13 protein-coding genes and 1 pseudogene are annotated in these 13,824 nt (G+C 63.2%); 3 read left to right on the top strand and 11 right to left on the bottom strand.

All coding sequences use genetic code 11. The features are described 5' to 3' along the window. Nucleotides 1–99: 99 nt before the first annotated feature. A complete protein-coding gene (locus tag HV770_RS14460) occupies nt 100–768 on the bottom strand; it encodes a HugZ family pyridoxamine 5'-phosphate oxidase (RefSeq protein ID WP_175160560.1) in 669 nt (222 codons plus the stop codon). Nucleotides 769–1,002: 234 nt separating this feature from the next. On the opposite strand from HV770_RS14460, the gene HV770_RS14455 reads away from it, so the two are divergent. Further along, complete coding sequence (locus HV770_RS14455; protein WP_175160558.1) at nt 1,003–2,217, top strand: MFS transporter; 1,215 nt, start codon at nt 1,003–1,005, stop codon at nt 2,215–2,217. Between the two features lie 55 nt (nt 2,218–2,272). Here HV770_RS14455 and HV770_RS38645 read toward each other — a convergent pair whose 3' ends face one another. From HV770_RS38645 to HV770_RS14440, 5 genes are all read right to left on the bottom strand, one after another. Beyond that, nucleotides 2,273–2,620 carry a cupin-like domain-containing protein gene (locus HV770_RS38645; protein ID WP_246290913.1) on the bottom strand — a complete coding sequence of 116 codons (348 nt, stop codon included), beginning with the start codon at nt 2,618–2,620 and terminating at the stop codon, nt 2,273–2,275. Then, a complete protein-coding gene (locus HV770_RS38640; RefSeq protein ID WP_246290910.1) occupies nt 2,617–2,814 on the bottom strand; it encodes a hypothetical protein in 198 nt (65 codons plus the stop codon). Before HV770_RS38640 ends, HV770_RS38645 begins: the two co-directional genes overlap by 4 nt. 106 nt (nt 2,815–2,920) lie before the next feature. Beyond that, nucleotides 2,921–3,061 (bottom strand): hypothetical protein, encoded by a 141-nt coding sequence (locus tag HV770_RS38635; protein ID WP_246290908.1) that lies wholly within the window; start codon nt 3,059–3,061, stop codon nt 2,921–2,923. Nucleotides 3,062–3,210: 149 nt separating this feature from the next. Next, nucleotides 3,211–4,356 carry a branched-chain amino acid ABC transporter substrate-binding protein gene (locus tag HV770_RS14445; protein ID WP_175160556.1) on the bottom strand — a complete coding sequence of 382 codons (1,146 nt, stop codon included), beginning with the start codon at nt 4,354–4,356 and terminating at the stop codon, nt 3,211–3,213. Between the two features lie 437 nt (nt 4,357–4,793). Beyond that, the gene (locus tag HV770_RS14440) at nt 4,794–5,891 is read right to left on the bottom strand and encodes an NAD(P)H-dependent flavin oxidoreductase (protein WP_175160554.1); all 1,098 of its coding nucleotides are present in this window, start codon (nt 5,889–5,891) and stop codon (nt 4,794–4,796) included. Between the two features lie 274 nt (nt 5,892–6,165). On the opposite strand from HV770_RS14440, the gene HV770_RS14435 reads away from it, so the two are divergent. Together HV770_RS14435 and HV770_RS14430 are read left to right on the top strand one after the other, a co-directional pair. Next, nucleotides 6,166–6,867 carry a dienelactone hydrolase family protein gene (locus HV770_RS14435; RefSeq protein ID WP_175160552.1) on the top strand — a complete coding sequence of 234 codons (702 nt, stop codon included), beginning with the start codon at nt 6,166–6,168 and terminating at the stop codon, nt 6,865–6,867. Between the two features lie 250 nt (nt 6,868–7,117). Then, a complete protein-coding gene (locus tag HV770_RS14430; RefSeq protein WP_175160550.1) occupies nt 7,118–8,635 on the top strand; it encodes an amidase in 1,518 nt (505 codons plus the stop codon). Between the two features lie 44 nt (nt 8,636–8,679). On the opposite strand, the pseudogene HV770_RS14425 reads toward HV770_RS14430, so the two are convergent. The 5 genes and pseudogenes from HV770_RS14425 to HV770_RS14400 all read right to left on the bottom strand — a co-directional run bounded on the left by HV770_RS14425 (nt 8,680) and on the right by HV770_RS14400 (nt 13,542). After that, nucleotides 8,680–9,658: pseudogene (locus tag HV770_RS14425) on the bottom strand (MFS transporter). Between the two features lie 266 nt (nt 9,659–9,924). Beyond that, nucleotides 9,925–10,236, bottom strand: coding sequence for a high-potential iron-sulfur protein (locus HV770_RS14420; protein WP_175160548.1), 312 nt, complete (start codon nt 10,234–10,236; stop codon nt 9,925–9,927). Nucleotides 10,237–10,450: 214 nt separating this feature from the next. Further along, nucleotides 10,451–11,557, bottom strand: coding sequence for an NAD(P)/FAD-dependent oxidoreductase (locus HV770_RS14415; protein ID WP_175160546.1), 1,107 nt, complete (start codon nt 11,555–11,557; stop codon nt 10,451–10,453). Between the two features lie 326 nt (nt 11,558–11,883). Continuing rightward, complete coding sequence (locus HV770_RS14410; protein WP_175160543.1) at nt 11,884–12,309, bottom strand: DUF4148 domain-containing protein; 426 nt, start codon at nt 12,307–12,309, stop codon at nt 11,884–11,886. Nucleotides 12,310–12,564: 255 nt separating this feature from the next. Next, nucleotides 12,565–13,542 carry an AAA family ATPase gene (locus tag HV770_RS14400; protein WP_175160539.1) on the bottom strand — a complete coding sequence of 326 codons (978 nt, stop codon included), beginning with the start codon at nt 13,540–13,542 and terminating at the stop codon, nt 12,565–12,567. Nucleotides 13,543–13,824: the final 282 nt, after the last annotated feature.

The raw sequence follows: 13,824 nt of genomic DNA, 5'->3' as shown, positions 1-13,824 counted from the left end.
CATGCCATGAGAACTTTGGTATGAGCATCTGGCGCGCATTTTTTTCGAGAGGCAACAGAACCCTTTAATTGACGCAAGGGGTTTTTACCAAAACTGCGATCAACTAATCTGCCTGGCGCGCTGGATACAGACTTCAAGCGCCATATGCAAGGTTTCGGGATTCAGCCTGGCATCGTCGAAGGCGAGCCGCTTGCGCGCGCCCGCGAGCATCAGATCCGCGCCGTATCGGTCGACGCCGAGCAGTCGAAACGCGCCAGCGCCGCCGTAAGCGTGGTTGAATTCCTCGATGAGCGCATTCTCCTCATCGAGGCCGAGTGGCGGCAGCGCGTCGAGTTCGGCGCCGCTCAGCCATCCCATCGCCCCGAAGCCGCCGATGTAGCGCAGCCGTTCGAGCTTCATCGTCCAGAAGGTGAAGTCCCCAAGGACGAGATAGCGCTCGGCATCCGGGTGATACCGCAAATAGCGCTGCACGATTGCCGCGGTCGAATCGATGGGTTCGAAGGTGCCCAGCAGCGTCACGCGCTGTCCGCTCAGCACGTCGCCGTCGGGGGCGTCGACGACCAGAAACCCGGCACGCGGGTCGGCGTGCAGGTTATGGGTATGCTCAGCGAGCCGGCTCACCAGAATCGTCGGACGGTGCCGCGCGTCTGGAGCGAACGGCAGCATCGACGGATACGGAAAACCTTCCGGCTGGCGCGCGTGCGTGGCGAGCGTGCCAACAGCGGCCGTGTGCAACAGATGCAGCGGAGCATGAGCGGGAATGTTCAAGAGCGCATACCTCGGTAAAGGGGTGGATGGATGGCGAATCGCCGCGACGGACCCACGCAACGAGGACGACGAACTGCTCGCACCGCCTGTCACGTCGGCGCCGAATAATCGCCAATATCGGGCGCCCGCCTTCCAAGCATAAGACAGCCCGCTTCGATAGAATCGGAAATCCGCTTTCAACGCGCTTTCCCCCACGCGGCTTTTCGCCTCGCGGCCGCCTTCCACGAGACTTCCGTGCCCGACCACCAATCCGCCGAATTTGCCGCGCTCCCCGCCGCTCACCGCGATCTGTCCGACACCGCTCGGCAGCGGGCTCGCTACGCCACGATGGCGGTGTTCTTCATCGCCGGCATGATGTACGCGTCGTGGGGGGTGCATGTGCCCACGGTGCGCGACCGCTTCCATCTGAACGCGGCGCTGCTCTCGTTCGCGCTGCTGGCCGTAGCTGGGGGCTCGATCGGCGCGATGGCGGCGAATGCTTCGTGGATCGCGCGGGTCGGCACACGCCGCGCCTGCCTCGCCGGCGGCCTCGTGATGGCGGTATGCGCCGCGCTGATTCTGGTCGTACCGGCTTACTGGATGCTGCTGGTCGTGCTGGCCATCTTCGGCGCGGGCATGGCGACCCTCGACGTCGCGATGAATGCCGAAGCCAGTGCCGTGGAGAAAGCGCTCGGCAAGCCGATCATGTCGGCGCTGCATGGCATGTTCAGTGTCGGCGGGATGTTCGGCGCGGCCGCAGGCGGCGCGTTGCTGTCGCGCGGCATGGCGCCGGCGCTGCATCTGGCGCTGGCCGCCGCGGTCAGCGCGCTGGTCCTCGTGAGCGCCTGCCCGTCCGTGTTGCCGCACGTGCCGCACGCCGAGCACCCGGACTCTGCCACGCCGCGCGCGAGCCGCTGGCGCTCGCCGGCGCTGTGGGCGCTCGGCGCGATTGCGCTGGTCGCGCTCATCGCGGAAGGCGCGATGTACGACTGGGCCACCGTCTATATGCGCGACGTCGTGCTGGCTACGCCCGCGCTCGCGAGCGCGGCGTACGCGGCTTTCTCGGGCGGCATGGCGGCGGCACGATTTGCCGGCGACGCGGTGCGCGCCCGCTTCGGCGCCCCGCAACTGGTGATGTTGAGCGCGACGCTCGCCTGTGCCGGCATGGTCGACGCGCTGCTGCTGCCGAATTCGATCGCGGCGCTCATCGGCTTCGCGCTGATCGGCCTTGGCCTCGCGAACATGATGCCGGTGCTGTTCGCGGCCGCGGCGAACGTGAAGGGCGTGCACGCGGCCGAAGGGCTTGCGCACGTCGCGGGGCTCGCGTACTTCGGGTTGCTGCTCGGGCCCGTGATCATCGGCGCGGTGACGCAACTGACTAATCTGACGATCGGCTTGTCGGTCGTCGCCGTGTGTTCCGCGGCGATCGCGGTTGCCGGTCCGAAGGTGCTGCGGCGCCTGAAAATCTGACGCCGAAGCGCGGCGGCGACTTAGGCGCCTGTGAAGCCATACGGAGACCACCGGCTCACGTTACGTTACGCGCGGCCTGTTTGCCGAGGTGCTCCTCGACACATCGGCCGCCCAAAAAGCTGCACTGCACGCTCAGCCTGTCTCGTCGTGGGTCGTATATGACAGGATGGCGGCGTTTCGAAGCGAATGCCTGAACGCCGTGATTCAAAACAGCCAGCATTCCGCCCACGTCATAGTTCGTGATACGTCCTTCCACGTAATGCCACCAGCCAATCGGCACAAACAGCCATTCGCCGGGCGCGAGCGCGCATTGGAGCAGATGCGGGTTGCGCATCGACGGAAAACGTTCGTAGTCGATTGCGCTGCCGTCCACCTGTGAGTAGCAATGGAGATGGTTCGTCATATGCGGCGTGTCGGATGATCGCACCCGTTTGACCCTGCCGCGCGATTGTGCGAGGTGCTATTCGCGGTCATGTAGAAATCGTTGGTCGGACTGCGGCGTTCGACGAGATCGACATAGTCGGCGAAACGCATCCTCCGCTCGAGCTTCGGCTGATTGTTCTCGTAGTTGGCATCCGACGCGCGGTCAAACTGCACCTCGATTTCGGCGTTGCCACAACACGCGCGGGCCGAGGATCAAATGCGCCGGTGTTGATGAGCGGCTGGTTCTGAAAGTAGTACGGCTCGAAGAATTTATCGCCGATCAACGCTCGCGCCGCTCGATAACGCCGTTTGCCGCGCGCATGCTGTCGAGCGCGCCATACACCGACCAGATCCACTCGCGTTTGCGCAAACGATTGCGCAAGCGTGCGGGCCCATGAAAATACGGACTCTCGAGCGCCACGTCGATTTCGCGCGTGGCGTGGGCCGGTGCGCAACCGTGAGTCTCTAATGCCAACGCCCAAAAGAAAAGGCACGCAATGCCTGACGGCATGCGTGCCTTTTAACCAGTTGACCGAAGACAGCCAATAAACCGTCTTCGATCGCGCGGATTTACATCTTCACCACATCGAGCAGCGTCTTCTTGCCCGACTTGTAGTTGTACAGCGAGATCACGCCGTGTTGAAGGTCACCCTTCGAGTCGAACGTGGTTTCACCGATCACACCCTTGTAGTCGGTGGCCGGCATCGCTGCGAGGATCTTCGCCGGATCGGTCGAGTTGGCACGCTTCATCGCATCGACGATGATGTACACCGCGTCATACGTGAACGGAGCGTAGATCTGGATCGGCTGACCGAAACGCTTCTGATACTTGGCGAGGAACGCCGGGCCGCCAGCCATCTTTTCAAGCGCCATACCGGCTTCCGAGCAGACGATGTTGTCGGTTGCGTCGCCAGCCAGATCCGACAGCTTGTCGGTACAGACGCCGTCACCTGCCAGCACCTTCGCGCGCAGGCCAAGCTGCTTGGCTTGCTTCGCGAACGGGCCGCCGGTGGCGTCCATGCCGCCGTACATGATCGCATCCGGGTTTTCGCCCTTGATCTTCGTCAGAATCGCGCGGAAGTCGACGGCCTTGTCGTTCGTCGCGTCATGCGACATCACGTTCAGGCCCAGCGACTTGGCAGTCTTTTCGAATTCGTTCGCGAGACCCTGGCCGTAAGCGGTCGAGTCGTCGACGATCGCGACGCTCTTCACTTTCAGACCCTTCGCCGCGTAGTTGGCCAGTGCCGGACCTTGCTGCGCATCGGTCGCGACGACGCGGTACGTCGTCTTGAAGCCTTGTTGCGTATAGGCCGGATTGGTGGCCGACGGCGAAATCTGCACGATGCCCGCATCGCTATAGATCTTCGACGCAGGAATCGACGTGCCCGAGTTCAAGTGACCGACGACGGCGACGACCTTATCGTCGACCAGCTTCTGTGCGACTTGAGTTGCCGTGCGCGGGTCGGCCGCATCGTCTTGCGCATCGAGTTGCAGCGTGATTTTCTGGCCACCGATCGTCAGGCCCTTGGCGTTGATTTCCTCAACTGCCAGGCGCGCGCCGTTTTCGTTGTCTTTACCCAGGTGAGCGATACCGCCGGTCAACGGCGCAACGTGACCGATCTTGACGACCGTGTCCGCTGCAGCCGATGTTGCCAACGTCGCGAACAGCATCGCCGCAGCGCTGATCGGCAACAGCTTTTGAATCTTGATGTTCATGTAAGTCTCCAGTTTCGGTCCCAAAAACAACGTAATCGCCTGTGCCCCCGCTTCCCCAACACGTGTCGCTCAGTCCCGTGGACGATCACGCCGGTTGCATCGTTCATGCACTTGGCCAGCACGTTTGCCGGACTGTTTGTGGCAGGCGGCAAAGCGTACTTGCGCGCAAGTGTAGGTGATCAAATTAATTTGTGGGACTTTTTTGAGAAAGTGGGATGAACACTAATAGCGTTTATCCCACAGGGGCCCGTGCGGGCTTGCTTGACTAGCTGGAGAGTGCCGACCCATGCGGGTTTCCGCCAGGTGAGGCTTTATTCTAAAAGGGGCGGTTTGACACTTGCGCGGCTAAAAACGTTAGTGATTCGAACCGCTTTTGTGCTTCAAACTTAAGCGCTTCGCAATCGATTGCGAAGCGCACCGGAAGTGCCGCCAAATCATTATTTGAATGCGGCGATCCGTGTCGTCGCGGCACGCCATTCCTGCTCGAGTTGTGCCATCAATTCGGCGGCGCCGAGGTCTTCGCGGCGCACCCGGCCCAAGGGTGCACCCTGGCCCGACCAGAGCGAAAGATAATCGGCGTTCTGCGCGCGGCCCGCGCTTTGACGCAGTTCCTGCGTCAAAGCGTTTTGCACCGGATACGGCGCGATCCTATCCATCGTTTCGCTCAAACGTTGCATTAACGGATTGCGGATGCCGCGGGCATGGCGTCCGGTGATCGCGCGCGTGACCGACGTCGACGTGTCGGACATCGCGCGTACGCGGGTTTTCCATGCCTGCGGTACGGCGCTTTCATGACAGGTGAGGAACGCGGTGCCCATCACCGCGGCTTGCGCGCCGAGCGCGAGAGCGGCGACGATGCCGCGTCCATCCATGATGCCGCCCGCGGCCAGCACCGGCAGTCCGGTCGCGTCGACGAGTTGCGGCACGAGCGCCATGGTGCCGATCAACGCGTCCTCGAATGCGCCGATGAAGGTGCCGCGATGCGCGCCGGCCTCGGCGCCTTGCGCGGCGATTGCGTCCACGCCGGCGTCGCGCCATGCCACGCCCTCGGCGACGTGCGTCGCAGTGCCTATTACATAGAGGCCATTCGCATGCAGCCGTGTGACGTCATCGGCGGAGAGCAGACCGAATGTGAAACTCGCCACCGGCACGCGCAATTCGATCAGCACGTCCAGTTGCGCGCGGAAGTCCGGCGCGTAGCGCTCGAGCGGCTGGCCCGGCGGCAAGCCGAGATCGGCGCGCAACGGATCGATCGCTGCGAGCGCGCGCCGCACGGTGGCGGCGTCGGGCGCGGCGGGCTCGAGCACGAACAGATTCACGCCGAACGGACGATTGGTCAGCGCGCGAATCGCCGCGACTTCGCCCGCGATCTTCTCGGGCGACAACGCCGCGCCCGCGAGAATGCCGAGGCCGCCCGCGTTCGACACGGCCGCCGCCATCGCCGGCGTGGTTGCGCCGGCCATCGGCGCCTGCACCACCGGCACCCGCATTTCAAAACGCTGCGCAAACGACGTCACAAAACTGCCTTCACTCATGATCTATTCCCTTTCCGGCAATACGCTCGCGACAGGGGCGAGCCGACAAGCCGACTCTACAGACGCGAACCACGATGGAAAAATGAATTATCAAGAATGTTTCATTCGCCTTACGAGAACAGCGCCGCGCGGCGCGGCTCGCCAACCCGCGCCCAGCCGTGCTGCAAGGCGGTTCTTTTGATGGCACACTAACTGCCGCTTGAGGCATTCGGGCCTCTGGCATTTCGTTAAGACGGGCCTCGCGCAATCTCACGCAGGCCCAATGGAGAACAGCATGAGCACGACTTCCCGATGGATCGACATCCCCGCCGGCGACGACAGTTTCGGCGGCTACCTTGCGCTGCCTAAAGGCGGCAAAGGTCCGGCCGTCATCATCATTCAGGAAATCTTCGGTGTGAACGGCCATATCCGCTCGATCGCGGATCAGTACGCGCAGGACGGCTACGTCGCGCTCGCGCCGGACGTGTTCTGGCGCGTGCAGCCGCGCGTCGAATTGACGTATGACGGCGCGGATCGCGAGAAGGGCATCGAACTAATGCAGAAGACCAACGTCGACCAGGCCGTGACCGACATCGGCGCAGCCGCAGCGGCATTGCGCGCGATGCCGGAAGTCACCGGCAACGTTGCGGCCATCGGCTACTGCTTCGGCGGCCGGCTCGCGTATCTGGCCGCGGCGCAAGGCTCGGTCGACGGCGCAGTCGCCTACTACGGCGGCGGCATCCAGAACCAGCTCGATCACGTGCCGAACATCAGGGTGCCGATGCAGTTCCACTACGGAGAACTCGACGCGCATATTCCGCTGTCGGATGTCGGTCAGATTCAGGAACGCTTCGCCGGCCGCAGCGACGTCGAGTTCTACATTTATCCGAACGCCGATCACGGCTTTAACTGTTCGGAGCGCGTGTCGTATAACCAGCGCGCGTCGGCGTTGGCGCATGGCCGCACGCTGACGTTCCTCGGTGAGCGTCTGTACTGATGCCGGCACCGCGCGATTCTGAATCGCGCATTCTGGCTTCGCGCACATGGTGCGCGCTGTCGAATCCGCGTGACAAACGCTCGCGCGTCACTGGAACTCGGTTACTCTCCCAAAGACGGCGTGTCGGCGACACGCCGTCTTTTTCCATGCGTGACGATCAACCCGGGCAACGGGAAGCCCAGCAATACGGATTCATTCCATACACAGGCACCCGGCAGAATTCATACTCGATCGCGAGGACCCATCCGCCGTGCAATCAGACTATCTCGCCCACGACGCCATCGGCCTCGCCGAACTGGTGCGCACTCGCCAGGCCAGCGCGCGCGAATTGATCGACATCGCGATTTCACGCACCGAAGCCGTCAATCCCGCGATCAATGCGATTGTCCTGAAAGACTACGATGCAGCCCGACATCGCGCGTCACGCGACGACGCGAACAGAACCAACGGCGCGCAGGCTCCAGAGAGCACGAGCGTGCAGATCGCACTGGCCGGCGTGCCCTTTCTGATCAAGGATCTCGGCGCGCCGGTCGCCGGACTGCGCATGGCAATGGGCAGCCGCCATTACCGCCACTTCATTCCGGAGCAGGATGCACCGGTGGTCGCGCTCGCGAAAGCAGCCGGCCTCAACATCTTCGCCAAGACCAGCACCTCCGAACTCGGCCAGATGCCTTATACGGAGCCCGAACTATTCGGCGCGTGCCGCAATCCGTGGAATCTCGACCATACGCCAGGCGGTTCGAGCGGCGGCGCGGCGGCGGCGGTGGCCGCCGGCATCGTGCCGCTCGCGCATGCGTCGGACGGTGGCGGCTCGATCCGCATTCCGGCTTCGTGCTGCGGACTGTTCGGCCTGAAGCCTTCGCGCGGACGCGTGCCGCGCGCAGCCCCTCCCGGCGCCGGCGAACTCGGCATCGATCTTGGGATTTCGCGCAGCGTGCGCGACAGCGCGTTGCTGCTCGATCTGCTGGCGGGCAACGCGGACCGGCCGCTCGGCGCACCCGGCACCTTTCTGGGCGCAAGCCGCGAGCCGTGCAAGCCGCTGAACATCGCCTACGTCACCGACCCGATGCTGGCGCCGGCGCTTTCCGCCGATTCGCGCGCCGCACTCGAAGATGCCGCGCAACTTGCCCACTCGCTCGGCCATAACATCGAGCCGGTTTCGCTCGGCATCGATTTCGCGGCGGTCCGCCATGCGTTCCTCACGCTGTGGTCCGTGACGGCGGAAGACCTGGTGCTGAACGCCGAGCGCATCAGCGGCCACAAGCCGCTGCGCGCGGAGTTCGAAATCTCGACGTGGGCGATGGCGCATGTCGGCCGCAAGCTCGGTGAGCGCGGTTTGCCCGGCGCGCTCGAAGAACAGCGCCGCATTACCGAGCGCCTCACCGATCTACTGCACCGCTATGACGCGATCCTGTGCGCGACGCTCGCCGCGCCACCGATCAAGATCGGTGAAATGCAGCCGACTCCCGCCGAACGGATACAGATGCGTGCGGTCACCGCGATGCCGCTCGAAGCGCTGCTGAAACGGCTGCTGCAGGACGCGTCGAACAAGGCCTTCGCGTGGGCGGGATGCACGGAGTTGTTCAACCTGAGCGGCCAGCCGGCGATGTCGGTGCCGCTTTTCTGGAATGCGCGCGGCTTGCCGGTGGGGGTGCAATTCGCTGCGCGCACTGGCGGCGAAGCGACTCTGTTGCGGCTCGCGGCACAGCTCGAAGCAGCCAGGCCGTGGTTCGACAAGCGGCCGCCGTTGATAAAGGCGCGGAGTTAGAGAAAGCGGCGAGCCACGTCGGCGGGGTTTCGATGGGCCGCGCTTCAGGCCGTCTTGCGCTGCGCATCCAGATCCACGTGTCGCTTGGCCGGAATGCAGGCCACCCGACGATCGACGGCGCCAACCGGCCCATCACGTAATAAGTCGGCGCAAGCGGTGAGCCAGTCGTTTCGATGAGCCACGTCACGCCGAACGGCCCAAACCCGCCGAACACCATCACTGCGACGTTGTAGGCGAGCGATAAGCCGCGGCAGATAGCTGATCAGCACATAGATCGTCACGGTGAGCGCGATCACCGAGCCGAGTCCGCACAACACGTCGCGGCTATGGCTCCTGAAGACTTCGCCGAGCGTGGCGCGCGGCGCGCTTTTCTGCGCGAGCAGAAAGGCTTCAGACTCGGCAAGATGCCGGCGGATGTACAAGCCGACCGGCCCGATGATCAAACCCAAAATGAAGGGCACGCGCCAGCCCCAGGATTTCAACGCGTCGGGCGGCAAGCCGCGCGTAATCAGCGCGCCCACCACCGCACCGAGCAGCAGCGCCGCCGCCTGGCTCGCCATCGGCCAACTGCCGTAGAAGCCGCGTTTGGAGAATGGCCCGCGCCTGGATCAGCAAGGCCGTCGAACTGCCGAATTCGCCGCCGGCGAAAAAGCCCTGCAACAGCCGCCCGAGCACGATCATCAGCGCCGCGCCGATGCCGATCGCCGAATACGGCCGCGCAATGGCGAGCAGCACAATGCCGAGCGTCATCAGCGCGATCACGAGCGACAACACCGCCTTGCGTCCCGCGCGATCCGCGTAAAGTCCGAGCACGATGCCGCCGATTGGCCGCATCACGAAAGCGACGCCGCAAGTCGCGGTGCTCAGCAGCAACGACGCGTAGTCGTTGCTGGCCGGAAAGAACAATTTCGCGATCACCACCGTGAGGAATCCGAACACGGTGAAGTCGTACCATTCGAGCGCATTGCCGATGACCGCTGCGACGACGGCACGTGTATTGAGGCTTCTCGACGCGGGTGCCATGCAAATCTCCAGCCTGCGAAAAATGCTCGACATAGGTCGTAGCGAACGCCGTCGCGCGTGAGGACGCGTCAAGGCGCGAGAGCAAAGACCGCGCTTGCGGCGGTGTGATCGCCTTGGCGTGTAAAGAGCGCACAAGCTGTTTTCAAGCAGCAAAAAGGCGTCTGCCGCAATCACGGAAGACGCCTCGACACGCGGGCTTCGATCAAGCGCCGCGATGTTGCGGCGCATTTTGTGTGTCACCAGCCAAGTACCACGTTCAAACGTGCCTACGCCTTCTTGTTATATGCACTGCACCAACCCTTGCTAGAGACCTGCTTGCCCGCGAACATCGGGCAACCGGCGTAGGCATCGGTGGCCTTGCCCTGGAAGAAACTGCAGTTGCCACAGTCCTGGCCCGCGGCATATTTGGCGAACTTCGCCTTATCGACTTTGCTCGCGTCTTCTTTATAGCCGAGCGCTTGCGCAGTCGGGTCGGTTTCGGCGACCTTCGGTGCATCCGCGAAAGCCTGCCGCGACAAAGCGAAGGAGGAAGCTACACCGAGGCTGGTGATCAAAAACGTACGACGGGAAGATTTCATGGGGACTTACTCCGTTTATGAACTGATCGCCGTTCTAGTGACAGCGGTCTCCAAGCATAGCAATGAAGCCGTCGCGCGTGATGGCCCAAATGATAGAGATAACCGAATTGCTACTACGCCTCGCTCGATGACCGTGCGAGGCGGTGCCGCATGAAATAAAGATGGCTTGCGCAAGCCCGCGGCCGCACTCCGACATCGCGTGAGCGCGACCCGGTCAGGCGCGCCCGCTCAACTCGCATACCCGCTGCGCAATCGCGAGCGACGCCGTCAAGCCCGGCGACTCGATGCCGAACAGATTGACGAGTCCACGCACGCCGTGCGCGGCCGGCCCCTGAATGACGAAGTCGGCAGCAGGTTCGCCCGGGCCCGAGAGCTTCGGGCGAATACCCGCGTACGCGGGTTGCAAGGCGTCGTCGGGAAGCGCGGGCCAGTACGCGCGAATCGCCGCGTAGAACGATTCGGCGCGACGTGGATCGACGTCGTAATTGATCGCATCGACCCACTCGACGTCGGGACCGAAGCGCGCCTGGCCACCGAGGTCGATGGTCAGATGCACGCCGAGGCCGGCCTCGTTCGGCATCGGATAAATGAGCCGGGTGAACGGCGCGCGTCCCGAGATACTGAAGTAGTTGCCGCGCGCCAGATAGAGCGGCGGTACGTGACGCGCGTCCAGTCCGCGGATCTTGCGCGCCAGCGCATTGGCATGCAGACCGGCGCTGTTGATCACGCAGCCGGCGCTGATCGTGGTCGGCGCGTCGCCGCCGACGGTGATGACGAAGCGCCCATTGTTCGCCTCGATCGCGGTCACCGGCGCGTGAAACGCGCACACCGCGCCGTCGCGTTCGGCATCGCCCTGCAGCGCCAGCATCAACTGATGACTATCGACGATACCCGTCTGCGGAGAGAACACCGCCTCGACACATTCGAGCGCCGGCTCGAGGGCTTGCGCCTGATCGCCGCTGATCCGCAACAGATCGAGCACACCATTGTCGCGCCCCTTCGCCATGATGCTTTCGAGCTGAGGAATCTGGTTGCGCGAGGTGGCAACCAGCAGCTTGCCGCAGCGCGAATGCGGGACGTTGCGCTCGGCGCAATAGTCGTAGAGCATCTCGCGGCCGCGCACGCAGAGCGCCGCTTTCAGCGAACCGCGCGGATAGTAGATGCCCGCGTGAATCACTTCGCTGTTGCGCGAACTGGTGCCGACCCCGATCGCCTCGGCCGCCTCCAGCACGATCACCTCGCGTCCGCGCGCTGCCAGCGCGCGTGCCACTGCAAGACCGATCACGCCCGCGCCGATCACTACACATTCGATTTGGTCCATGTCCCTTGACGCGGCCGGCTTCGCCGCGCACTGCCTCGTTCATCCGATAGAGAGGAAGACAGGATGCGAAGATCGCGCGCCACTCACCGCTCGCTGTCGAACGCACCTGCCCTTTCGCAACCGCTACGCAAAATTGTACGACGCCGTACAGACAGAAATGCCCGCGAGTCGGAGCGACTGCGGGCATTCGGTATTGAGCGCGTCTCAAACGTACCGGCCGGACTGATTCAGTGTACGCCGTCGAAGCGCCTGGTGCTCGCTTCTTGTATCTGACGAAGGCGATGAACGCGACCGACGCGCCGGACAGAGGCAGGCCACCACACCGCTCAGTTCTGCGTGTTCACCGGGCGATGCGACGCAGCGACCAGGCCCCTCGTCACCTGCACGCGCGGCGCGGCGTAGCTGTCGAGTGCGGCTTGCTGCGCATAGGCCGGCGCGTTCGGATTCAGATTCAATTGACCGCTCGTGCGTGCTTCGGCCAACTCGGCCTTTACCTCGGCACGGCTTTTGGGACCGTTGTCGGGCGTGGCGCTCACGCTGTCGGCCGAAACCGGCGCGTACGGATTCTGGTTCAGTTCGCCGGCTGCGCGAGCGCGCGCCACTTCAGCTTTTACTTGCGCACGGGTGACGCCGCTCGATTGCGTGTACGTGGCGACCTCCGGCCGATACGACGTCGCCGGACCATAGCCGCTCGCGAAAGCCGGTGCAGCGATGGCCGCAGAGAAAAGCAGAGCGAAAGAAGCGGTTCTCATGATGGTTTCCAATAGTCGTTGATGGTGGGTTCTGTGCGTTGCGCGATGGCGTCTGATTCGTTGCGCAGCCGTCATCTTGTTGGCCCTCAGTGTATTCCCTGACTATTGAAAAACTAGATCGATTGAAAACAACTTAGCGTCTCGAAAAGAGCAACAATTGCTGCGGCATTGCCTCCGTTTCAAGCAGAGATTCCCTTGTTGAATTGGAAAAAAGCCGCCCGGAGGCGGCTTTAGGGGACAAAAGGGCAAAAATGCTCAGAAACCGATCGGTTTTCGTCGGTTTCCGTGGTCCAGACGAATATCCGCCGCTTCGATCCGGTCGCGCCCGTCGATTCGCGCGGCGCCGAAACCATTCAGAATCGCACGGCGCATTTCACGCGGCGAAGCGAGCTTCAGCGCATTGAGCGCGCCTTCGCCCAGTGCTTCTGGAAAACGCAGTCCCCAGTTGTGCGCCGAACGGATCTCGTCGTAGATCGCTTGCGCGATGCGCCGCGCGCCGTCGTGATCCGGCGGCGGAATCTCGTACACGTTCATCCGGTTCAGGATCGGCTCGGGAATCGAGCGCTCGTCGTTGGCCGTCGCGATCCAGATCACGTTGCCCGCATTGATCGGAATCTCCGCGAATTCGTCGATGAAGCTCTGCGCAGTGTCGTGTTCGAGCAGCGCGTACAACGCGCCGAGCGGATCGTATTGCGAATCGCCGGTGGCCTTGTCGATTTCGTCGACGGCGATCACCGGGTTCGCGTAGCTGCCGTTCACGAGTGCATCGAACACCTTGCCCGGTTTCGCGTTCTTCCATTGCGACGACGCGCCCGACAGAATCCAGCCCGCCGTCAACGAACTCATCGCCACGTATTGATAAGCGGTGCCGAGCAGGCGCGCCAACTGTTTCGCAAAGTGCGTCTTGCCGATGCCGGGGTCGCCGAGCAGCAGGATCGGCATCAGTTCGAGCCGGTCTTCGGTTTCGAGACACAGCGCGACCTGCTTGCGAATGTCGTCGAGCGGCGCCGAAAAATTGGGCAGCGCGGCGATCAGATCGTCGATTGACGGCATCCGGTTCGGCTTGACGCAGAAGCGCAGATTGCCGGTCTTCAGCATCTTTTCGTACATTGCGCGCAGCGCCTCGTTCGCGCCGTCGCCGAGATCGTTCAACGCGGTCTCGACCTGATCGAGGTCGTACACCCGGCTGAAAGACGCCACGGCGATTTCCTGTTTGACCATTGCTGTTGTCATCGCTCACCCCGTCTGGCTGGTCCTGCTGCGGCGGTGCCTCACGGGCACCGTTTCAAGTCCAGTGTAACGACGACATATTCGCGTGCAAGCCAGCAGTCCTGCTGCTCTGCTGCTAACGATGCGCTTCCCTTCGGCCACGGCCCGACACAGGCGCCCTTGCAATTGCCAACGGTGCCCGCAATGTATTGTTGCTGAACGCGGCTCCCGATGAGGTGTCAGAAAACCGTTGCAGCTATCAGAGGTAAGATGGCTCCCTGACCATACAGGCCGAGGTTGAGCCGG

This window comes from Paraburkholderia fynbosensis (assembly GCF_902859935.1).
Classification (GTDB): domain Bacteria; phylum Pseudomonadota; class Gammaproteobacteria; order Burkholderiales; family Burkholderiaceae; genus Paraburkholderia; species Paraburkholderia fynbosensis.
This window is presented reverse-complemented; position numbering and strand designations above follow the sequence as displayed.